General features: G+C 35.4%; 20 protein-coding genes. 17 read left to right on the forward strand and 3 right to left on the reverse strand.

The annotated features are described in order from the left end of the window. Positions 1 to 208: 208 nt before the first annotated feature. On the forward strand, positions 209 to 2,878 hold the full coding sequence (locus JF75_RS02990) for a calcium-translocating P-type ATPase, PMCA-type (RefSeq protein WP_046331770.1): 2,670 nt from the start codon (positions 209 to 211) through the stop codon (positions 2,876 to 2,878). Positions 2,879 to 2,937: 59 nt separating this feature from the next. Here JF75_RS02990 and JF75_RS02995 read toward each other — a convergent pair whose 3' ends face one another. Beyond that, positions 2,938 to 3,387, reverse strand: a complete 450-nt coding sequence (locus JF75_RS02995; protein WP_046331771.1) for a GAF domain-containing protein — start codon at positions 3,385 to 3,387, stop codon at positions 2,938 to 2,940. A gap of 331 nt (positions 3,388 to 3,718) precedes the next feature. Between JF75_RS02995 and JF75_RS03000 the strand changes: the two genes are divergently transcribed. The 13 genes from JF75_RS03000 to JF75_RS03060 all read left to right on the forward strand — a co-directional run bounded on the left by JF75_RS03000 (position 3,719) and on the right by JF75_RS03060 (position 15,812). Beyond that, a complete protein-coding gene (locus tag JF75_RS03000; RefSeq protein ID WP_046331772.1) occupies positions 3,719 to 4,456 on the forward strand; it encodes an amino acid ABC transporter ATP-binding protein in 738 nt (245 codons plus the stop codon). Between the two features lie 11 nt (positions 4,457 to 4,467). Beyond that, positions 4,468 to 5,283: a glutamate ABC transporter substrate-binding protein gene (locus tag JF75_RS03005; RefSeq protein WP_046331773.1), complete on the forward strand. Its 816-nt coding sequence runs from the start codon at positions 4,468 to 4,470 to the stop codon at positions 5,281 to 5,283. Further along, positions 5,280 to 5,918, forward strand: a complete 639-nt coding sequence (locus JF75_RS03010; RefSeq protein WP_046331774.1) for an amino acid ABC transporter permease — start codon at positions 5,280 to 5,282, stop codon at positions 5,916 to 5,918. The genes JF75_RS03005 and JF75_RS03010 overlap by 4 nt, the downstream gene beginning before the upstream one ends. A 16-nt stretch (positions 5,919 to 5,934) precedes the next feature. Continuing rightward, positions 5,935 to 6,588, forward strand: a complete 654-nt coding sequence (locus JF75_RS03015; RefSeq protein WP_046331775.1) for an amino acid ABC transporter permease — start codon at positions 5,935 to 5,937, stop codon at positions 6,586 to 6,588. 233 nt (positions 6,589 to 6,821) lie between these two features. Further along, a complete protein-coding gene (locus tag JF75_RS03020) occupies positions 6,822 to 7,799 on the forward strand; it encodes an SIS domain-containing protein (RefSeq protein ID WP_046331776.1) in 978 nt (325 codons plus the stop codon). Between the two features lie 14 nt (positions 7,800 to 7,813). Continuing rightward, a complete protein-coding gene (locus JF75_RS03025) occupies positions 7,814 to 8,629 on the forward strand; it encodes a PfkB family carbohydrate kinase (RefSeq protein WP_046331777.1) in 816 nt (271 codons plus the stop codon). Between the two features lie 15 nt (positions 8,630 to 8,644). Continuing rightward, positions 8,645 to 10,264 carry a peptide ABC transporter substrate-binding protein gene (locus JF75_RS03030; protein WP_046331778.1) on the forward strand — a complete coding sequence of 540 codons (1,620 nt, stop codon included), beginning with the start codon at positions 8,645 to 8,647 and terminating at the stop codon, positions 10,262 to 10,264. A gap of 77 nt (positions 10,265 to 10,341) precedes the next feature. Next, on the forward strand, positions 10,342 to 11,274 hold the full coding sequence (locus tag JF75_RS03035) for an ABC transporter permease (protein ID WP_046331779.1): 933 nt from the start codon (positions 10,342 to 10,344) through the stop codon (positions 11,272 to 11,274). Positions 11,275 to 11,276: 2 nt separating this feature from the next. Next, complete coding sequence (locus tag JF75_RS03040; protein WP_034977189.1) at positions 11,277 to 12,185, forward strand: ABC transporter permease; 909 nt, start codon at positions 11,277 to 11,279, stop codon at positions 12,183 to 12,185. Positions 12,186 to 12,190: 5 nt separating this feature from the next. Next, a complete protein-coding gene (locus JF75_RS03045; protein WP_245190727.1) occupies positions 12,191 to 13,258 on the forward strand; it encodes an ABC transporter ATP-binding protein in 1,068 nt (355 codons plus the stop codon). A gap of 3 nt (positions 13,259 to 13,261) precedes the next feature. Continuing rightward, the gene (locus tag JF75_RS03050) at positions 13,262 to 14,164 is read left to right on the forward strand and encodes an ATP-binding cassette domain-containing protein (RefSeq protein WP_045927708.1); all 903 of its coding nucleotides are present in this window, start codon (positions 13,262 to 13,264) and stop codon (positions 14,162 to 14,164) included. A 62-nt stretch (positions 14,165 to 14,226) separates the two neighbouring features. Beyond that, entirely contained in the window at positions 14,227 to 14,760 is a 534-nt protein-coding gene (locus JF75_RS03055; protein ID WP_045927709.1) for a ClbS/DfsB family four-helix bundle protein, read from the forward strand. Positions 14,761 to 15,053: 293 nt separating this feature from the next. After that, entirely contained in the window at positions 15,054 to 15,812 is a 759-nt protein-coding gene (locus JF75_RS03060; protein WP_046331781.1) for a GntR family transcriptional regulator, read from the forward strand. 66 nt (positions 15,813 to 15,878) lie between these two features. On the opposite strand, the gene JF75_RS03065 is transcribed toward JF75_RS03060, so the two are convergent. Beyond that, complete coding sequence (locus tag JF75_RS03065) at positions 15,879 to 16,463, reverse strand: TetR/AcrR family transcriptional regulator (protein WP_046331782.1); 585 nt, start codon at positions 16,461 to 16,463, stop codon at positions 15,879 to 15,881. A 327-nt stretch (positions 16,464 to 16,790) separates the two neighbouring features. Then, entirely contained in the window at positions 16,791 to 17,531 is a 741-nt protein-coding gene (locus tag JF75_RS03070) for a CPBP family intramembrane glutamic endopeptidase (RefSeq protein WP_046331783.1), read from the reverse strand. Between the two features lie 289 nt (positions 17,532 to 17,820). On the opposite strand from JF75_RS03070, the gene JF75_RS03075 reads away from it, so the two are divergent. The 3 genes from JF75_RS03075 (at position 17,821) to JF75_RS03085 (ending at position 21,690) form a co-directional block, all read left to right on the forward strand. Beyond that, on the forward strand, positions 17,821 to 18,669 hold the full coding sequence (locus JF75_RS03075; protein WP_046331784.1) for an aldo/keto reductase: 849 nt from the start codon (positions 17,821 to 17,823) through the stop codon (positions 18,667 to 18,669). 445 nt (positions 18,670 to 19,114) lie between these two features. Further along, positions 19,115 to 20,263 (forward strand): CDP-glycerol--glycerophosphate glycerophosphotransferase, encoded by a 1,149-nt coding sequence (locus tag JF75_RS03080; protein WP_046331785.1) that lies wholly within the window; start codon positions 19,115 to 19,117, stop codon positions 20,261 to 20,263. Further along, entirely contained in the window at positions 20,260 to 21,690 is a 1,431-nt protein-coding gene (locus JF75_RS03085; RefSeq protein WP_046331786.1) for an oligosaccharide flippase family protein, read from the forward strand. Before JF75_RS03080 ends, JF75_RS03085 begins: the two co-directional genes overlap by 4 nt.

The following is a 21,690-nucleotide window of genomic DNA, read 5'->3' on the forward strand; positions in this document are numbered from 1 at the left end:
AGAAGTCATGTTTTTTATTTAATTAATTTAATAGCCTTATTCTTGTTAAAAGTAATAAATTTATTTATAATAAGAAACATCATAAGGGAGTAACAGCAATTACTTGCGATAAGCCCAACACCCGAAGAAATACTTCTGGACTTATCTTAAATAGTGAGACTTGTGTGTGTTGTACATATAAGTCTCTTTTTTGTTATAGGAGGTAAAGATGCCCCGGAATTTTTACAATCAAAAAATTGAGGATGTTGCAAAGGACTTTGCAACGTCTGTATCCAGTGGTTTAAAAGCGAGTCAAATAGATGGATTACGAGCACAGTATGGTTCTAATAGTTTGACTAGCAAAAAGAAAGTTAGCATTTGGCAACGCTTTTTAGCACAATTTAAGGATTTCATGATCATTGTTTTGATAGTTGCAGCATTGCTTTCCGGCTTTGTGGCTCAAGAATGGACAGATGCGGCAATTATTATGATTGTGGTCATCTTGAACGCTGTTTTAGGCGTTTTTCAAGAAACACGTTCTGAAGAAGCAATTAATGCGTTAAAGAAAATGGCTACTCCTAACGCCCATGTTCGGCGCGATGGTCAAATTGTAGAAATACCAAGTACGGAACTAGTACCTGGGGATGTGGTCTTGCTTGAAGCAGGTGATGTCGTACCGGCAGATTTGCGGTTGACTCTTACTAAAAGTCTCAAAATCGAAGAATCAGCTTTGACTGGTGAGTCCGTTCCGGTTGATAAAGATAGTGAACCTGTAAATGAAAAAAAGCTAGCACTAGCCGACCAGGATAATATGGCATTTGCTAATACCAATGTCACATATGGTCGTGGTGAAGGAATTGTTACCGCAACAGGTATGACCACTGAGGTCGGTAAAATAGCTACAATGCTTAACAACACTGATGAAACGGATACACCATTAAAGCGTAATCTCAACCAGTTAGGCAAAACGTTAACTATCATGATCCTGCTAATCTGTGCTGTGGTCTTTGTTGTAGGCTTTTTTACCAAAAAGGGTACGGAACCCACAGATAAGTTAGCAATCGATATGTTCTTAGTAGCTGTCTCACTTGCTGTTGCAGCAATTCCGGAAGGTTTACCTGCAATCGTAACTATTATTTTGGCTCTAGGTACTCAGGTAATGGCCAAGCACAATTCAATTGTGCGTAAGTTGCCAGCAGTAGAAACTTTAGGGGCAACGGATATCATCTGTTCTGATAAAACTGGTACTTTAACTCAAAATAAAATGACAGTTGAACAAGTTTATTATGATAACCAGGTTCATAATTCTTCAAATAGCATTAATCATGATAATCATGCTTTGATGGCAATGGTTTTAGCTAATGATTCAAAACTTGATGATAACAATCAATTGTTGGGCGACCCAACTGAAACAGCTTTGATTCAGTATGCGCTTGACCAAAAAATTGATGTGCATAATTTACTTGCAAATCATAAGAGACTCCAGGAAGTGCCATTTGATTCCGGCCGTAAATTAATGAGTACTATTAATGAAGACAGCGGTCAATATTTTGTAGCGGTTAAAGGGGCACCAGATCAACTGCTTAAACGGGTAACGCGGATTGAACTTGATGGTAAAGTCAGTGAGATCACTGAGAAGCAAAAAGATGAAATTATGCTTTCAAATCAGAACATGGCTAAAAACGCCTTGCGGGTTTTGGGGCTAGCTTATAAACCAGTTGAGCAATTATATGATGATCCTGCAACTGATAATGTTGAGCAGGACTTGATTTTTGCTGGCTTGGTAGGGATGATAGACCCAGAGCGTCCTGAAGCAAAAGAGGCTATTAAAGAAGCTCACAGTGCCGGTATTAGAACAGTTATGATTACAGGTGACTTTCAAGTCACTGCTCAGGCAATTGCAGAAAGACTGGGCATTTTGAAGCCTGGCCAAGATGAGCGGGTAGTTACCGGTGCACAGCTGGATGAATTTAGTGATGAATATCTGGAAAAGCATGTAGCTGATTTTGATGTTTATGCCAGGGTTTCTCCAGAACACAAAGTTCGTATCGTTAAGGCCTGGCAAGCCCAAGGCAAAATTGTGGCTATGACAGGGGACGGAGTTAACGACGCACCTAGTTTAAAGCAAGCTGATATTGGAATTGGTATGGGCATCACTGGTACAGAAGTGTCAAAAGGTGCCAGTGATATGGTTTTAGCAGACGATAACTTTGCCACTATTGTTGAAGCAGTAAAACAAGGACGCAAGGTCTTTAGCAATATTCAAAAAGCTATTCTTTACCTCATGAGTTGTAACGTTGGGGAAGTTTTAACAGTATTTATGATGACCATGTTGGGCTGGGATATTTTGGCTCCAGTGCAATTGCTGTGGATTAACTTGGTAACAGATACTTTACCTGCTATTGCTCTGGGTCTTGAACCAGTTGAAAAAGGCATTATGAAACGGACACCCCGGGGTAAAAAATCAAACTTCTTTAGTGGTGGCGTTGCCAGCTCAATTGTTTATCAAGGAATACTAGAAGGTGTCATTGTTTTAACCACTTATCAACTAGGCTTAAATTTTGGTCCTCATATGGGTAATGCCAACCTGCAACATGCTGATGCTTTGACTATGGCTTTCCTCACTTTAGGCTTAATTCAACTGTTTCATGCTTTTAATTCTAAGTATATTCATCAATCAGTTTTTTCTAAAAGGACATTTGCTAATAAATGGTTTAATTGGGCGATACTAATTTCTGCTGTAGTCATGGCGGCAGTTGAACTACCTTTTATGACTAAGTTCTTTGATGTCACAGAATTGAATTCCACACAATGGTTGATAGTTTTAGGTGCCGGAATCTGTATGATCGTGATAGTTGAAATTGTAAAAGCATTTCAACGTCTAGCAGGCAAAAAGTAGAAAGCTATACATAATAAAAAGCTCCACAATCTTAATTTAGGTTGCGGAACTTTTTTAGTTTATTTTGAAACAAGATCAGCTATTTTTTGTAAATATTCAGCATCAATTTGATCAAATCTGGCAAAATCATTGCTGTCAAGGTCAAGAACAGCAAGAAGTTTCTTATTGTGAATAATAGGAACAACGATTTCTGAATTGGTATTAGCATCGCAGGCAATATGACCACTAAACTCGTGAACATTAGGAACAATTTGAATTTGACCTGTTTCTGCAGCTTTTCCGCAGACGCCCTTTCCTAATTGAATATGCATACAGGCGACTGGCCCTTGAAAAGGTCCTAAAATGAGCTCTTGCTCTTGAAAGCGATAAAATCCGGCATAACTTACTTCGGGTAAACCATTAAATAGTAGTGCACTAATGTTACTCATATTGGCAATTAAATCATGTTCACCTTGAAGAAGACTGCCAGCCTGTTTTAAAAGTAATTTATAATTTTTTTCTTTATTCATAAGTTTTCTCCTTAATTAGAGTGTATGCTAGTCAAACTATTTTGGAAAGAAAAAATGCAAATAAGAGTATATTTTTCACAGATATTTTTAATTATAACTGGTATTTTTTGACATTGAATTATTATTAATGAACATACAAAAATGCTTTTTATTACCATACTTTCCCGTCACAACGCTAACTAAGTGATTTTCAGGTCAATGTGAATTAAGCAGATCTTTCTATAAATTTTTATTAAAAACACTGTATTACTTTTAAAATTCTTAACGGTTATAGTAAAATAGATTCTACAACTTATTATTTCATGCATTGATTATGAAAGGGGCGATGACAATGTCGATGATAGAGTTCCATGACGTGCAAAAATTTTATGGCCATTTTCATGCACTGCACGACATTAATTTAGAGATTGATGAAGGTGAAACGGTGGTTCTGATTGGACCATCTGGTTCAGGTAAGAGTACTTTAGTACGGACCGTAAACGGGCTTGAATCAATCCAGAAAGGTAAGTTAATAGTTAACGGTCACGATCTTTCAGATCCAAAGACCAACCTCAACATCTTACGGAGTGATGTTGGGATGGTTTTCCAGCACTTTAATTTATACAAAAATAAAGATGTACTGGAAAATATTATGTTAGCTCCCAGAATAGTAAGCCACATGCCTGAAGAAGAAAATAAAAAACAGGCTTTAGACCTACTTGACATGGTGGGGTTACGCAAATGGGCACATAATATGCCTTCACAAATTTCTGGTGGTCAAAAGCAGCGTGTTGCTATTGCCAGAACATTGGCAATGAGACCAAAACTTATTTTATATGATGAACCAACTTCTGCTCTTGATCCGGAAATGATTGATGATGTTTTACAAGTTATGAAGAGAGTTACCACAGAAAGTGGTATGACTTCATTAATTGTTACTCACGAAATGGGTTTTGCTAAAGAGGTAGCAAATAGAGTTATCTTTATGGATCAAGGCCGAATTGTTGAGGATGATGATAGCGAAAGCTTCTTTAAACAGCCTAAGACGGAGCGGGCACAACAATTTTTGAGTAAAATTATTTCTCACTAAGGAGGCCAATTATGAAAAAGAAATTTTGGCTGTTTCCTTTATTAGCATGTATTTTGATGTTAACCGGTTGTGGTAAAAGTCTTAGTGATCAATCTGTTTTAAATAATGCCAAACAAGCAAATACTATTGTTTGGGGTGTTAAAGGTGATGTTAAACTTTTTGGCTTAATTGATGTTAAGGATGGTCAGCAAAAAGGTTTTGATGTTGATATGGCAAAACATATTACAAAGCATATATTGGGACCTCAAGGAAAAGCTGAGTTTGTTACAACAACATCTCAATCCAGAATCCCACTTTTAAAGAACGGAAATGTGGATGCAGTTATAGCCACGATGTCAATCACGCCCGAGCGTAAAAAGATTATTTCTTTTTCAAAGTCATATTTTGACGCGGGTCAGTCACTTTTAGTTCCTAAAGATTCTTCAATCAAGAGTACAAAGGACCTTAATGGTAAGACAGTTATCGGTGTTGTAGGCGCAAACTCAGTTGACAACATTAAAAAGGTGGCTCCAAGAGCAAAAGTGATTGAATTGCAAGACTATGCTCAGGCAATGAACGCCTTAAAATCACATCAGGGGGATGCATTAACTACTGATAACGGAATTTTATTTGGGTTAGCAGTGCAAAATCCGGGCTACGAAGTCCGTGGTGGTACTTTTACTGTTGAACCATACGGTGTTGCGGTTAACAAGGGACAAACCTCATTTACTGAAGCTGTAGACAAGGCAGTTCTTGAGATGCAGCATAATGGTGAATATAATCGCTTAATTAAAAAGTGGTTTGGCGATGTTCCAGGATTTAAATATAAGGAGCTGTATCGCCGATGATTAATATTTTTTCAAAATTCAGCAGCCAGCTGTTTGTTGGTTTAGGCTGGACAATACTATCTAGTGTAATTGCTTTATTTTTCAGTTTAATAATAGGAACAATATTTGCAATTATGGAAGTCGTTCCAAGTAAAGTAATGCGTGTAATTGGACATGCTTATGTGGAAATAATGCGTAACATTCCTTTGCTTGTAATTACTATGTTTTTCTATTTAGTAATTCCTATGTATGTCGTTAAAATAAACGGCTTTACTGCTGGAACAATTGGGTTAACTCTATATACTTCTGCTTTTATTGCCGAGACAATTCGTTCAGGAATTCAGTCTGTTTCCGGCGGTCAAATGGAAGGTGCAAGATCAACTGGTATGACCTACTGGCAGGCAATGCGGTATATAATTTTGCCTCAGGCATTCAAGATAGTAATACCACCTTTAGGAAATCAGTTTGTTAATTTGGTCAAAAATTCTTCAGTTCTAGCCTTTGTAGCAGGATTTGATTTAATGTACCAAGCAAATTCAATTGCATCAGCAACTTTTGACACTATTAACAGTTATTTAGTTGTAGGTGTTTTATATCTGATTGTTACTCTGCCTATTAGTTATTATATGCGGCATCTGGAAAAGAAATTAGGTTAAAAGGAGGTACTAGAAAATGCAAAATTGGGTTAACGCCTTTTCGTGGCTTAATGTGCGCTTTTTGTTGATGGGCCTCTGGGTAACTATTTACATCTCCGTAATTTCAGTCATTCTAAGCTTTATTATTGGTTCCATTTTAGGAATAATTAGATATTCTAAAATTAAATATGTTTCAGCAATTGTAGGTTTCGTTATTGATATTATTCGTAACATTCCTTTGCTGCTAATTATCTTTTTTACTTATTTTGGACTGCCCAACTTTGGTTTAAGGCCAGAAACAATACCGGCGGCGATTATTGCAATGACAGTATTTGAATCCTGCATGATTGCTGAAATTGTGCGTTCAGGTATTCAATCCGTTTCTATCGGTCAGATGGAAGGTGCAAGATCAACTGGCATGTCCTTTGTTCAGGCTTTATGGCATGTTGTACTGCCTCAGGCTTATAAGAACATGATTCCAACGATTATCAGTCAGTTTGTTTCTCTGATTAAGGACACATCTTTGGCCACAATCATCGTAGTGCCGGAAATGATGCAACACGCGCAAGTTATTTATGGTCAAAATGCAAATTATATTTTGCCTATGTTTGCTGCCTTAGCTGTATTGTACTTTGCAGTTTGCTTCACACTTTCAATTGTTGGTAGTGTGATTGGTAAGCATTTGTCTTAAATAAGAATTTAATTAGCAATTATTAAAAAGCATTTCACTAGTTTGTGAAGTGCTTTTTTTGCATACTTTGATATATAGGTAATTGGTTTATACCAGTTCACAAACTTTTTATTATTTTTTTACTAAGTGATCCCTTTTTATTAAATATTTTTAAGAAAACTCTTGACATATTAAAAACTAGCGATTATCTTATAATATAACATCATATAACAAGAATGATTGAGAGGTTAAAAATGAAAAAAGAATATCAACAAGAAATTAAGAACGCCCTTGCTGCTACAGAGAAGCTTGATGGCATTAATCATGTTTATTTTGTAGCTTGTGGAGGATCTATGGCTTTTATGCAGCCAGCTGAATATATTTTCAATCGTGAATGTGATATTCCAGCTACAATTTTACCTGCACGAGAATTCACAACTCGCAATCCTCATGATTTAGGCAAGCATAGTTTAGTAGTTTCTTGTTCACATTCAGGTACTACACCAGAAACAAATGAGGCAGTTAATTTCGCCAAAGGTAAAGGGGCTCTCACAGTCGGCATTACCTACACGGTAGGTTCTGACTTAGAAAAGAACTCAGATTTTACTTTGCATTATAGCTGGGGCAAAGGAACGGATGCTTCTGATTTAAATAATGGAGTTTTATATGGTTTCTTGTTTAGCTTATTGAAGTCTGTAACTGGTGATAATAAATATGAAAAAGGCTTGGAAGCTTTGGATAGTCTAGAAACTATGGCTGACAGGGTAAGAAAGCAATTTGGCGAAACTGCTAAGAAGTGGACCAGTGAATTAAAACGTGAAAAATTAATTTATGCTGTAGGATCAGGTATTAATACTGGAGAAACATATTCATTTTCAGCATGCTGGCTTCAAGAAATGCAATGGATTCATAGTGGATATATCAATTCTGCCGAGTATTTCCACGGTCCTTTTGAAGTAACAGATTTTGATGTGCCATTTATCATTTGTAAAGGATTAGGCGTTACCAGAAAGATGGATCAACGTGTAATCGATTTTGCTAAAAAGCATAGTCAAAAAGTTTATGTAATTGACGACGCCGACTTTGATATGCATGAAGTAGACGACGACTTTAAAGAATACTATTCTCAGATTCTTTCAGGAGTAGCTTTCCGTCAATTAGCCGAAGGATTTGCTTATGAAAGAGGACACTCATTAGATGTTCGTCGTTATATGGGACATCTCGATTATTAAAAAGGCTGCAAATCATGAAAATAATTGCAGTTGGTGACAATGTGGCTGACACATACATCAAGCAAAAGGTATTTTTTCCAGGCGGAAATTGTGTCAATGTAGCAGTTGATGCCAAAAAGGCAGGAGCTGATGTATCAGCTTACCTGGGAATGTTTGGAGATGACGATCGGGCACAGCATATTAAACAATCTTTAACAGAAGAAAATGTGGAACTCATTAATTGTCGTAAGGTTTATGCTCCCACGGCACAGCCTCGAGTTATCCTCACAGATGATGGTGATAGAACTTTTGCCCCTGGCCCTAAAAATTCAGTAATGCATTTGTTATCCTTAAGGCTTACGCCGACGGATTTTGCGGAAATAAAAAAATTTGATGTAGTTCACGTTGGAATTGACTCAGGAATTGAAAACTATCTTGATGAACTGCATCATATTACCAAAGTATCATTTGATTTTTCAGATTCTCGTAATGAAAGTTATTTTAAACGTGTTTTGCCTTTTGTAGATTATGCTTTCTTTTCTGGTTCGGAAATGTCGGATGAACAAGTAGAAGGTTTTGCTAAAAAATATCTAACTTTGGGACCAAAAGTCATTGTTATAACTCGCGGTGCCAAGCCAGCTTTTTTGTTGACATCGCAAGAGTCCTTTTATCAAGAACCACAAACCGTGAAGATTGTCGACACGATGGGAGCAGGTGACAGCTTTATTGCCGGCTTTCTAGTTTCCTATTTAAATCAAAATAATCTGCAAGAAGCTGCTTTAGCTGCTAGTAAAAATGCTGCAGTTACTTGCCAACTATCTGGTGGCTTTGGTCATCAGAAATCTTTTTAGAAAAGAGTGATATTTATGAAAAAAAGTGCATTGTTTGCTACTGCAATTGCATGTGTAGGTTTGCTAATCACAGGATGCCAGAAAAATTCTAGTTCTGGTACAAAAAATCAAGATAAAATTACTGTTGTTCAAAATGCAACGGTTGACTCTCTTGACCCGATTTTAGCATATCAAAACACTTCTTCAACTGTTGTAGCTAACACCGCAGAAGGCTTGTATACTATTGATGCCCACGATAAGCCCCAATTGGCATTAGCCTCTAAAGTTGAAACGAGTAATCATGGACTCACCAAGACTTTTACTATTCGTGAAAATGCTAAATGGTCAAATGGTGATCCAGTAACCGCCAATGATTTCGTTTTTGCCTGGCGACGGTTGTCTGATCCTAAGATTGCCTCAGCCTTTAACTTCCAGCCTGGTGCGGCCGGCATTAAAAACGCTAATGACATTGTTGCTGGCAAGAAGCCAGTTAAGTCATTGGGCGTTAAGGCCACTGGTCCTAAAACTCTAGTAGTGCAATTGGATCATGTTGTACCTTACATGAACAAATTGCTGGCATTCAGTGATTTTGCCCCAGTTAATCAAAAATATTTTGAAAAAGCAGGAAAGAAATTTGCACAAGATTCCAGTCATTTAATTTATTCTGGTCCATACCAAATCAAGGATTGGAAATTAGGCGATAACACTATCCAGTTAGTTAAAAATCCTAAATATTGGGATGCCAAAAATGTCAAAATTAAGAATGTTAAGCTTGATATTATTACAGACCCAGAAAAGGCAGCTATTGCATTCGAAAATGGCAGTGCAGACTATGTTCACTTAAGTGGTCAGCTTGTTTCTAAATATCGAAAAGATAAGAACTTTGTCAATGATGTTGGTAATTTTACACAGTACATTATGTTTAATCTGAAAAAACCGGGATTAGATAATGCTGATCTGCGTAAGGCAATTTCTTGCAGCATTAACCGTAAAGAAATAACAACTCACATCCTAAAAGATGGTTCAATTCCTTCTCATTCTATGGTTATGAAAGATTTGGTTAAGAATCCGACAACAGGCAAAGATTTTGCAGATGAATCAACTACTAATCTTTACGAGTATTCACCAGCTCAAGCTAAAAAGTATTGGAATAAGGCAAAAAAAGCAACTAACTTGCGTTCATTTACCTTGCTTTATGATGACAGTGATCCTTCATATGCTAACGTAGCTGCGTATATCAAGGCTCAAGTTGAAAAACACCTTCCTGGCATGAAAGTGACACTGCAGCAAGTAGCAAAGAAGACTAGAACTGATAAGATGTCAAAAGCTACTTATGATGCTACTTTAACTCGTTGGGGACCAGACTATGCTGATCCAACAGCGATCTTGAGTATGTATCAATCTAAGAACGACAGCAATTACGGTCGCTGGGCAAATTCAGAATTTGATAAGTTAATGGCTCAATCTGATCAAACAACTGATCAAGCTAAGAGATACAAATTGCTTCTTAAGGCAAACAATATCCTAATTGACAGTGCTTCTTGCCCACCGCTATATCAGATTGGTGCACCAGTTTTGGAAAGATCTAATATTAAAGATTTACCGATGCATATTGCAGGTGTACCATTCTTCTTCAAATATGCTTCAATTAAATAATTTCGTTAAAAGTATTAATAGAGCTGGGATACAATCTCAGCTCTGTTTGCTTATTTAGGAAGATTGGAGGGAAAAACTTGAAAAAGTATGTCTTAAAAAGAATATTAATCGCAGTGATTACATTATTTTTAATTACTTTGATTCTTTTTATTATGGAAAAGGCAATGCCTGGTTCGCCATTTAATGATGAAAAAATGTCACATGCTCAAATAGCGGCACTTTACCATAAATATGGTTTAGACGGTCCAGTGCCATTGCAGTTTCTTAATTACTTGAAAAATATGTTATCTGGCGATTTCGGTGTTTCGTATACCGTTCAAGTTAATACGCCGGTTACTACAATGATTTTGCAGCATTTTACCATTTCACTTCAGATAGGTTTACAGGCTACTGTACTAGGTTCAGTTTTAGGCTTTCTGATGGGAATTTTGGCAGCAATCAAAAAAGGTACAATTTGGGATAACTTAATGACTGGCATTTCTGTTTTGGGAATAAGTCTTCCTAACTTTGTAGTAGCATTGATCGTGTCAATCATATTTTCTTATAAACTAATGGTCTTTCCAGGAACATACCAACCAACACAACCATTTGTATCAAGTATTCTGCCTACAATAGCATTGAGTACTTTTACTATGGCAAGTATTGAACGATATGTTAGAAATGACATGATTGATATTATGAATTCTGATTATTATCGTTTAGCGGATTCAAAAGGAATTAAAAAGTTCCAGTTGATCGGACACCATGTTATCAGAAACACTTTAATTTCAGTTATTACTGTATTAGCACCACTGATGATTGACCTAATTGCCGGGAGTATGGTAATTGAAAAAGCTTTTGCTATTCCAGGCTTGGGAACATTGTATATCAGTGCTATACAAGCTAATGACTACAATGTAGTCTTAGGTATAACTTTCTTTTATGCAGTGCTTTTTATTGGTATTATGTTAATAGTTGATATTCTTTACGGGTTAATAGATCCGCGTATTAGATTAGATGAGGGCAAATAATTATGACTAATATAGAAAATAATGATTTTGAATTTGCCCATAAATCTGAAACAGTTGACCATTATTCTGGTAAATCTTATTCATATGGGCAGTTGGTTTGGCATCGCTTTTTAAGAAATAAAGGTGCGGTGATTAGCGCAGTTGTTTTAATTATTATTGCTTTAATAGCCATTCTGGCGCCTTACCTTAGTCAATACTCACCCACTACACCGTATCCTAACCAGTCTAATTTAGCTCCTGGAGTTAATGGTCATTGGTTTGGAACAGACAACTTAGGCAGAGATATTTTTGTAAGAGTTGCTGCTGGTACTTCAGTTTCACTAAGGGTTGCTCTGGTGGCAATGGCAATTGATCTGGTTATTGGTACTAGTTATGGCCTGATTTCAGGATATTTTGGTGGCAAAATTGATTTATTCATGCAAAGAATAACAGAAATTCTTAGTACTATTCCTATGATCATTATTGTTACTTTGCTTGTTCTGGTCATGAAGCCAGGTCTAGTAAGCATAATTACTGCGATGATGATTGTCGGCTGGATTAATATGAGTAGAATAGTTCGCGCACAGGTGTTGGAACTAAAAACCAGCGAGTATGTTTTATCAGCAAAGACAATGGGAGAATCTGATATTAAAATTATTTTCTCTCAAATTTTGCCTAATACATTAGGACAAATAATTACCACATTTATGTTATCTATTCCGAACGCAATTTTTTTGGAAGCATTCTTAGCCTTTATCGGTTTAGGTGTTCCGGCACCATTAGCTTCATTAGGAACAATGATTAATGATGGTTATACCCAGGCTATCGTTTACCCATACATGGTCATTTTCCCCGTATTGTTTTTAGCACTAATTATGCTGAGTTTTAATATTATTGCGGATGGCTTACGGGATGCTATTGAAGGAAGTTAGGTAAGATTATGACCGAAACAGTTTTAGAAATAAAAAATTTACAAGTAGCCTATCATACCGATCACGGACAAGTGCAAGCTGTTAGAGGAATAAGTTATCAGGTAAAAAAGGGTGAAACAGTTGCTTTAGTTGGTGAATCCGGTTGTGGCAAGTCAGCTAGTGTAAAGCCAATCATGGGCGAAAAAGAAGCCAATCAAATAATTAAATCCGGTGAGATCAATTTCACTTACCAGACTGAAAATGGTCCACAAACAGTTAATTTATTAAAAATTAGTCCTAAGATTATGCAAAATCGTATTAAGGGCAAAGAAATAGCAATGGTTTTTCAAGACCCAATGACTTCTCTCGATCCAACCATGAAAATTAATAAGCAAATCGCTGAGGCAGTAAAGGCTTCTCATCCTGAGATGAACAAGGATCAAATCAACGAACGGGTGCTTAATTTAATTGAAACCGTTGGCATTCAAAACATGAAGGTTGTTCAGAACCAATATCCACATCAACTTTCTGGGGGAATGAGACAGAGAATTGTTATCGCCATTGCGTTGGCCGGGAATCCCAGTTTACTGATCTGTGATGAACCAACTACGGGTTTGGATGTTACTATTCAGGCTAAAATTTTGAACCTGATTAAAGATATACAAAAGAGCAGGAAATTATCTGTTATTTTTATCACCCATAATTTAGGGGTGGTTGCCAATATTGCAACATATGTGAACGTCATGTATGCTGGAAAAATAGTTGAGACTGGAACGAGCCAAGATATCTTTTTTGAACCTCGTCACCCATATACTTGGGGTCTGCTTGAATCAGTACCTGATATCAATGAGAAAGTTGACGAATTACCGACTATTGCCGGAACGATTCCAGACTTAACACAACCGATTGTTGGAGATGCTTTTGCTCCCAGAAATAAGTATGCCTTAAACATTGATTTTAAAAAACAACCGCCAATGTTTAAAATTAATGACCACCATTATGCTGCAACTTGGCTCTTAGATAAAAGAGCTCCCAAAGTACCAATTCCAGCAGTTTTGCAAAAGAGAATTTTAAAAATGAAGGGGGCATCATAAGCAATGACTAAAAATATCCTTGAAGTTCATCATTTAAAGCAATATTTTCCAGTTGCAAATAAAAAAATAGTTAAAGCGGTAGATGATGTTTCCTTTAACATTACTAATGGTGAAACTTTTGGTCTGGTAGGTGAGTCAGGAAGTGGAAAGACCACTATTGGCCGCTCTATTATTCGTCTTTATTGGCCTACTGCTGGTGAGGTGATTTTTGAAGGTGAACAAATAGCAGGTCAGTTAAGTAAAAAGCAGACTGCTAAGTTGCGTAAAGACATGCAGATGATTTTTCAAGATCCTATGTCTTCACTAAATCCTCGTAAAAAAGTTGGTGACATAGTCAAGCTCGGTCTTGATATTCATTATCCTAAATTAACTAAGGATGAAAAACTGCAAAAAGTTATTGAAATGTTAAAAATAGTTGGTCTTGACTCATCATTTGTTAACCGCTACCCGCAAGAACTTTCAGGTGGACAAAGACAAAGAGTTGGTATTGCCAGAGTAGTTATCATGCATCCCAGACTTATTATTGCAGATGAAGCTATTTCTGCTCTAGATGTTTCAGTACAAGCTCAAGTTGTTAATCTTCTTCAAAGAATACAAAGAGAAAGTGGCAGTGCCATGCTCTTTATTGCCCATGACTTGGCAATGGTCAAACATATTTCAAGTCATATAGGAGTAATTCATTTGGGACATATTGTCGAGATTGGGCCAACAGAAGCAATTTTTGACGATCCTGTGCATCCTTATACAAAAAGTTTGTTAACCGCTATCCCCACTACTAATCCAATAGCAGAACAAAATAAAAAGTTATCAAATTATCATGCATTTAGACAACAATATGAAAATAAAGAAATGGCAGATTTAGGCAATGGTCACTATGCAATAGACGATGGGTCGTGGACTAAGTAAAACTCCTTATGATAAAATATTGATAAATAAATTTTTAATATTATCAAGAAAAGGAAAAATAGATGCCACGTCCTAAAACCAAGCAAGAATTAGTTGATGCAAGTAATTCGTCATACCAGAAGATAGTTGATTTAATCGCTAAGTTGCCAGAGGATGCTCGCACTGGCAGTTTCAATTTTGATACGAGTAAACTAAAAGAAGCCCATTGGAAGAGAGATCATAATGTACGCGATGTTTTGATCCATTTATATGAATGGCAAAAATTGTTGCTAGAGTGGGTTAAAAGCAATCAATCCGGTGAAAACAAAGAATTTTTGCCTGAAGGGTATAATTGGCGTAATTATGGTGAAATGAATCAAGAATTTTGGCAAAAGCACCAATCTACGCCACTTGCAGAAGCAGAAAAAATGCTGGCGAATAGTCATAAACAAACTATGGCTTTGCTTGATACCTATACGGAAGAGCAACTATTTCAAAAGAATGTTTTTCCTTGGACTGGTAATAATGCATTAGGTACTTATTTCATTGCAAATACTTGCAGTCATTATGAATGGGCTTTAAAGAAGTTACGAAAATATCAAAGATCCTTGAAATAATGGCTTATTAAAACCGTTAGCGTAAAAGCTGGCGGTTTTTGTTTTTAATGAGCCACTTATTTAAATAAATCAAAAGTTTGACAATTTATTTATAAAAAATTCTGATAAAAAACTTTTATAGCTAATGCTCTAAAGCAATATTTCAGGCTTTAAAATATTTTTAGAGTTTTTTAGTTAGTATAATCTACCAAACTTTTCATACAGTTATAATTTTAAATGACTGTTATACTAATCTTTGAGTTTGTTATTTTTATTTTAATTTAGTAATATTGAATAGTTAAGGAAGTGTGATAATGAATTCTGTCAAAACAATAGCTGGTGTACCACTTTACAAAAAAATCTACTTAGATATCAAACAAAAGATTCAGCAAAACATTTTGAAAACTGATGAAAAATTACCGAGTGAACAATATTTGTGTCAACAATATCAGGTTAGCAGAATAACAGTGCGTAAAGCTCTGAAATTATTGACTGATGAAGGATTAGTAGTTACTATCCAGGGGAAAGGCTCCTATGTCAATGTCAAAAAAATGAGGGGAAGATTGGAACAAATTGAAGGATTCTCTGAATTTTCTGAGTCTCGCTCTAAAACAAATAAAAAGATTATTTTAAAAAGAGAAATTTTACAAAATTCTCAAATTGCTAAGATTTTGCAACTGTCTGAGCCAGCAGATTTAGTTTATATTAAAAGAATTTCTCAAACAGGAAATGAGCCTATGGCAATTGATGAAGCCTGGCTATCAGCTGAACGCTTTCCGGAATTACTTACAAATATTCATGAAGATACCTCACTATACCAATACCTAGCAGATAAGTACCATGAAACTTTAGCAAGTTCATATCGCGAAATCAGCACTATCCTACCCAGTAGTGAACAAGCTAGATTACTGGCATTAACTAATGTAGTACCACTTTTTGATGTAAACAAGACTGTTTACAATCAGTTTGATCAGCCGCTGGAATTTTCTCATTATGTTGTAAGAGGAGATAAAATGGTTTATACTATCGACTCCAAAAATGACAGCAATATTTATTTTAACCACAAAAAGTAATTGTATTTTAAAAACTTTTCAATATTTAAAAACGATCAGTTGAAATGAATTCATCTGGTCGTTTTATTATTTTTTAGGCTTTAAATGTTGAGAGTAGGTACGAATATTATTTTGTACAAAAGCATGTGGCTGAGTTTGAAAAACACAATTAGGAAAGGAATGCTGCATAATAGCTTGACCTAAATTGAGTAAAACTAAATTATCAATTTCAACATTTTTATCAATATCTTGAGCAATTTCTCCTGTTTTTTGCATTTGTTCAAACTTTTCAGCTAAAATTTTTCTGATTAAATCGAGAAGATTTTTAATCACTGTTTGCAGTTCTGGCAAATTTTGAGATTCACGAATACCAGTTAAAAACAAAGCTAGATGTTGCTTTATAAAATTTTGATAGATAATGGAAAAATTCATAATATCCTTATCTAAATCGCCAACTAACTGATAATTTTTATTGATCATTTGAATATCATCACGATACTTAGATATCAGTTGCTGTAAAATGCCACGTTTGTCTTTAAAATGCCTGAACAAGGTACTTTCATTAACTTGAGCGACTTGAGCAATTCTTTTAGTAGTGGTTCTTTGATAACCATTGTGAATCAATAATTGTGAGAAAGCTGTTAAGATTCTCTGTTCAACATTACCACTCATTTTGGCCACCCACCTTAACTCAACTCTTTAAATATCAATAATGGCTATTTGTGTCTAATTGTAACAATTATCACATTAAGTAACAAGACAAGTAATAAGTAAATTCCAACAATTTGCTAATGTTCTTATAATTACTGCAGACGTTAAGTTAAAATGATTGTATATTTCATAGTAGACAGGTAAGAAATATTGAACTGTCATATAGAACACATTAAGGACTGCAGATAAAATATTCATGTTTATAAAGTGATTTGATTACGCCTAAAATAAAAATCATAACTAGAAAAAACTACAGTTATGACTTGAAATTAATTTGAGTATATTTGTTTACTTAGTTGCTAATAATAAAATTAAAAAGGCTAATGTATCAAATAAGAAGTGGACTAAAAAACTGATCCAAATATTATGTGTTTTTATAAAAGCCCAGTTTAAAACTAGGCGTGTAAAAGCCAAACCTAAAATAACATAGCCTAAATTATAGTCATAAGTAGAAAGATGAAGTAAAGAAAAAATCAGGGCAGAGGCAATATTACCCCAAAATAGTGGGTGAGGCATATGGCAAGAATCAGCTAATTGGGTAACAGCTAATAAAGGCATAATTGCTAAAAATTCTTCGCCCAATATTTGGATAGCACTGCTTAAACGTTGATAGAGAAAAATTGGCCAAACATGAGGCGTCTTCATAGTCAATCCTGCAGCTGCATTACCCGAAACAGAACCAAATAATTTTTGAGAAATTGTTCCTGATAACACAGATATGAAATAGGCAAAGACAAAGAAAACAAGAATCCAAAGCCATTCTTTAGCATGTGGTACATGAAATAAATGATGCCATTTTTTACCAGTAGCAATTTGTACACCGATTATTTGAATTACTAAAAAAATGGTTACAATTAATAGCTGAAAACATACAGCTGCTAAAGAGGGATGATTTTCATCAAAGACTAAATAGTCTGGAACTTGTATACCAGGCATTATCAAACAGCAATATGCAATTATGTTCGATAATAATATTAATAACCATTTTTTACCAGATAAATGAAATGAATTTGTTAAATTATTTGTCATTGAAATTCACCTTTTTATTTTTGATTTTATATTGCCAATCATAAAAATACAATCCCCAAGCTTGTGAAAAGCAAAACATGATATTTTTGTATAACTACTCTATAAGATTCTGATACCTTAACTTAAAGGTGAATTTACACAAATATAGACTAGTGGAACATGTGTTACAATTAATTATATCGAGATTGGAAAATCCATAAGTGGATGCTATTAAAATTTTGTTTATTTTCACTTATATAATTATATATATATGCACAATAATTTAGATAGAATCATAAGGAGGTTGCTTATGAAAAATGTTACTATCAATAATCAAGTTCTGCCAGCTTTAGGTATTGGTACTTGGGAAATGGGGGATGACCCAGAAGTCAGAGAAGAAGAAATAACAGCTATTCGTTCAGGACTTGATGCTGGCTTAACAGTGATTGACACGGCCGAGATGTATGGCAATGGTCATTCGGAAGAACTAGTTGGTGAGGCGATAAAGCCTTATCAAAGATCACAAATTTTTTTAATATCTAAAGTATTGCCTCAAAATGCTTCTGCACATAAAATGCGGCAAAGTTTGGCAGCTAGTCTTAAGAGGCTGCAAACTGATTATTTAGATCTGTACCTTTATCATTGGCGCGGAATGGTTCCTCTGTTAGAGACAGTTTCAGAACTGCAGTCACTGCAAGATGAAGGACTTATTCGTGCCTGGGGAGTATCAAACTTCGACATAGATGATATGGAGGAACTCTGGCAGGTGCCAAATGGTCAGAACTGCGTTGTTAATGAGGATTTGTATAATTTGGAGACTAGGGGAATTGAATTCAGTCTTTTACCTTGGCAAAGAGAGCATCACGTTCCATTAATTGCTTATAGTCCTTTAGGACGTGGACCAAAAATGGGCAGCACAATGATGAAAAACCAGGCGGTTTTACAAGTTGCTGAAGAACATGAGGCAAGTCCTTATCAAATTTTGCTTGCTTGGGTAATGCAACAACCAGATGTTATGGCGATACCAAAAAGTAGTAGTTCAAAGCACTTATTATCTAATCTGAAAGCGTTAGATATTGAGTTAACTCCGGAAGACTTACAAGTTTTGGAACAAGCTTATCCGAAGCCAGATCATAAAGAGCCCCTGGCAATATATTAAAAAGACGGAAATGTTTCTTGACTAGTTGTGGGTATTCGAATTTTACTTGAGGCGAATACTTCTTAACTAAAAAAATGTGGGAATGCTCCGAGTAATAAATTTAACTGATAGTCTCAATAGGACTTATGACAAAATATTACTGTATAGTCCCAATTTGCAGCTCTTCGACAGTCCACCAAAGGTAAAAAAGTGCCAGATAAAGTGCTAAAACTTTATTTGGTACTATATTTTCAGTGTTCATTTTTGCTCTTTCTTAAAGTTTCTAATAAATATATTTTAATTGTGGCAAATTGTGTGAGTAATGTAAATTGCTGAAAAATAACAGCTAATATAGTTATTTATTAGTCATAATCATTAAAAAACTAAAAAATAAAGCAAAAAAGCTTGAGTTCTCTCAGGCTTTTTCTGTACCCTTATACTATGTAAAAAATTGGGAAGTTGAATAATGAAAAATTTTTTGTTTCGTTTATATTTAGCGGCAATGAAGTTAATTGCCCGTTTTACACCAGTGCAAGATAATAAAGTGGTGATTCTTAATGGCGCAGGTAGATCAGGGTCAAATGGTTATTTGTTTGGTAAATATTTGTATAAGAATCATCCCGAATACGAGGTTACCCTTGTAGAGCCCTGGCCGTCTTCACATTTATCTTTAAAAACTTGGCGCCAAATTGGTGCAGCAAAGTTTGTAATAACGACACACCAGCCATTTAAAGTTCATGCTAGACAAATCAATATTCAGTTCTGGCATGGTATTCCCCTCAAGCGTATGGGATTTATGGCTAATAATACTAGTCTTAAAACTGATCAGCGTAATGCTAATTTATGGCAAAAAAATGCTGACGTTGTTTGCTCAAGCAGTGATTTATATGAAAGTCTAATGAGTGCCTGCTGCGCGATTGAAACTAACAAATATCGAAAAACTGGGTTTCCTCGTCTTGATGCCTTGAAAAATCCTGCTATTAGTAAAAAGAAACTATTAACTGACTTATTCAAAGCTGAAGATGATGGTGCTCAAATTGGAATATACATGCCAACTTTTCGTTATGAGATGGATGATCGACAAATTATGACTCAAGTTGAGCAGGGTAATTTCTTTGCATTGCCTGATTTTGATGCTGTGAAGCTGAATAATTCTTTAAAAAAGAACCATCAGTATTTAATAGTAAAGTTGCATCCCTATGAAATGAATCTGTTTAAACACTTGCGGAGCAGCTTTTCAAATATTGCCTTTCTCAATAACGACTATTTGTATCAACTTGATATTGATTTATATGAACTTTTAGGTAATACAGACTTTTTAATTACTGATTATTCTTCGATTTATTTTGATTATTTAAATATTGACAAACCAATCATATTTATTACCAATTATTTGCGGCAATACGAAAAAAAAAGGGGACTTTTAATGGGACCTTATGAAGAAATTGTGCCTGGAGTGTGCGTGAAAACACAGCAGGAACTTATTAAGGCACTTGTAATGCCAGATCAATTCAGTCAGAAGCGGCACTACTGGCTAAATCTAACTAATGAAGTGCAGACCGATTCAAACTGTGAAAATGTATTTAAATTGTTAAAAATAGAGGGTAAGTTGTGAAAAGAACATTTTTAAACATTCTATATAATGCGGTTTACCAAATATTTTTGGTATTAGTACCACTAATAACCGTGCCTTACCTTTCCCGAATTTTGGGCCCTAAAACATATGGTATTTATAGTAATGTGAATAATATTGTTCAGTTCTTAATGATATTCTGTACTCTGTCTGTGTCATATATTGGTATGAGGACCATTTCGCAGATTAGAGCTTTTGGCAGTGGTCAAGATTTAACCAAAGCGTTTTGGGGATTGTGGTACTTTCAGGCCATAGCAGGATTCGTCACAATAGTGATAGTGATTGTTGTTACCAGTTTTTTCCATATTAAGTACGGTCAATATTTGTTATTAATGGTGCCATATCTTATTTCAGCTCAAGTGGATATTTCCTGGTTCTTTCAGGGACTGGCCGATTTTGGCCGGGTGGTTTTAAAAAATACTGCCGTTAAGCTAGTATCTGTTATATTGATTTTATTATGGGTTAAAAATCCGGGTGATCTTTGGAAGTATATGTTGATTATGTCGGCTTCAACTATGTTAGGGTCATTTGTCTTTTGGTTTGACATTCACCGCTATGTTGGTGGGCCGGTCAAACACTTTTATCAATATCGCGCGACTGTTAAAGCAATTATTACTCTCTTGATTCCGCAAATTGCCACCCAAATTTATACTTCTCTCGATAAACCTATCTTGGGCCTCTTTCAAAATTCGACGCAGGTTGCCTTTTATGACAACTCCCAAAGAATTTCTAACATGGTTTTGGGAATTGTAACCAGTATTTCCTTAGTGATTATGCCTAAAATGGCGGGTGAAGGTAAAAAAGAACAACGAATAGTTTTAAAAAAATCCCTGGAAGCGACAGTGATGCTAGGGACATTATTTGCAGTTATTATTATGGCGAATACTAAAGAATTTGTGCCTTTCTTTTTTGGACATAAATTTATCCCGATGACGCCGTTAATGTTTTTCTTCACTTTGACTATCATAATGATTCCAACTGGTGGGGTTTTTGCCAATCAATTTGCCCTTGCCAATCATCGAGACCGAGATTATGCTATTCCCGTTATAGTGGGAGCTATTTTAGAAGTAGTATTAAGCTACTTTTTGGATCAACTGTACGGTGCAACGGGAGCAATGATTGCAATTTTGATAACTGAGTTTATAGTTTTGCTTTTACGACTATGGATTGTTCGTGATGGCTATGATTTTAAATATTCTTTTCGTGAAATTCCTAAATATTTCCTAATTGCAATTATTGTTTTGACAGCGGGGATGCTTTTGCCACAATTGTTTTCATCAGCATTTCTTAATATGCTAGTCAAATCAATCATTATGTTTGTTTTGTATATCGCTCTAATGTTCTTGTTGAAACTAGACTTTAATCAAGACATAATTTTGCTATTAAAGAAATTTTTTACTAGAGGTTAA

This window comes from Lactobacillus kimbladii, assembly GCF_000970755.1.
GTDB lineage: Bacteria > Bacillota > Bacilli > Lactobacillales > Lactobacillaceae > Lactobacillus > Lactobacillus kimbladii.

What these genes read in the sequence shown, in the direction of transcription:
- JF75_RS03000 (WP_046331772.1), top strand. Translation starts at nt 3,719, where the DNA reads ATGTCGATGATAGAGTTCCATGACGTGCAAAAATTTTATGGCCATTTT.
- JF75_RS03010 (WP_046331774.1), top strand. Translation starts at nt 5,280, where the DNA reads ATGATTAATATTTTTTCAAAATTCAGCAGCCAGCTGTTTGTTGGTTTA.
- JF75_RS03070 (WP_046331783.1), bottom strand. Translation starts at nt 17,531, where the DNA reads ATGACAAATAATTTAACAAATTCATTTCATTTATCTGGTAAAAAATGG.
- JF75_RS03075 (WP_046331784.1), top strand. Translation starts at nt 17,821, where the DNA reads ATGAAAAATGTTACTATCAATAATCAAGTTCTGCCAGCTTTAGGTATT.
- JF75_RS03020 (WP_046331776.1), top strand. Translation starts at nt 6,822, where the DNA reads ATGAAAAAAGAATATCAACAAGAAATTAAGAACGCCCTTGCTGCTACA.
- JF75_RS03005 (WP_046331773.1), top strand. Translation starts at nt 4,468, where the DNA reads ATGAAAAAGAAATTTTGGCTGTTTCCTTTATTAGCATGTATTTTGATG.
- JF75_RS03050 (WP_045927708.1), top strand. Translation starts at nt 13,262, where the DNA reads ATGACTAAAAATATCCTTGAAGTTCATCATTTAAAGCAATATTTTCCA.
- JF75_RS03015 (WP_046331775.1), top strand. Translation starts at nt 5,935, where the DNA reads ATGCAAAATTGGGTTAACGCCTTTTCGTGGCTTAATGTGCGCTTTTTG.
- JF75_RS03080 (WP_046331785.1), top strand. Translation starts at nt 19,115, where the DNA reads ATGAAAAATTTTTTGTTTCGTTTATATTTAGCGGCAATGAAGTTAATT.
- JF75_RS02990 (WP_046331770.1), top strand. Translation starts at nt 209, where the DNA reads ATGCCCCGGAATTTTTACAATCAAAAAATTGAGGATGTTGCAAAGGAC.
- JF75_RS03040 (WP_034977189.1), top strand. Translation starts at nt 11,277, where the DNA reads ATGACTAATATAGAAAATAATGATTTTGAATTTGCCCATAAATCTGAA.
- JF75_RS03025 (WP_046331777.1), top strand. Translation starts at nt 7,814, where the DNA reads ATGAAAATAATTGCAGTTGGTGACAATGTGGCTGACACATACATCAAG.
- JF75_RS03060 (WP_046331781.1), top strand. Translation starts at nt 15,054, where the DNA reads ATGAATTCTGTCAAAACAATAGCTGGTGTACCACTTTACAAAAAAATC.
- JF75_RS03030 (WP_046331778.1), top strand. Translation starts at nt 8,645, where the DNA reads ATGAAAAAAAGTGCATTGTTTGCTACTGCAATTGCATGTGTAGGTTTG.
- JF75_RS03065 (WP_046331782.1), bottom strand. Translation starts at nt 16,463, where the DNA reads ATGAGTGGTAATGTTGAACAGAGAATCTTAACAGCTTTCTCACAATTA.
- JF75_RS02995 (WP_046331771.1), bottom strand. Translation starts at nt 3,387, where the DNA reads ATGAATAAAGAAAAAAATTATAAATTACTTTTAAAACAGGCTGGCAGT.
- JF75_RS03055 (WP_045927709.1), top strand. Translation starts at nt 14,227, where the DNA reads ATGCCACGTCCTAAAACCAAGCAAGAATTAGTTGATGCAAGTAATTCG.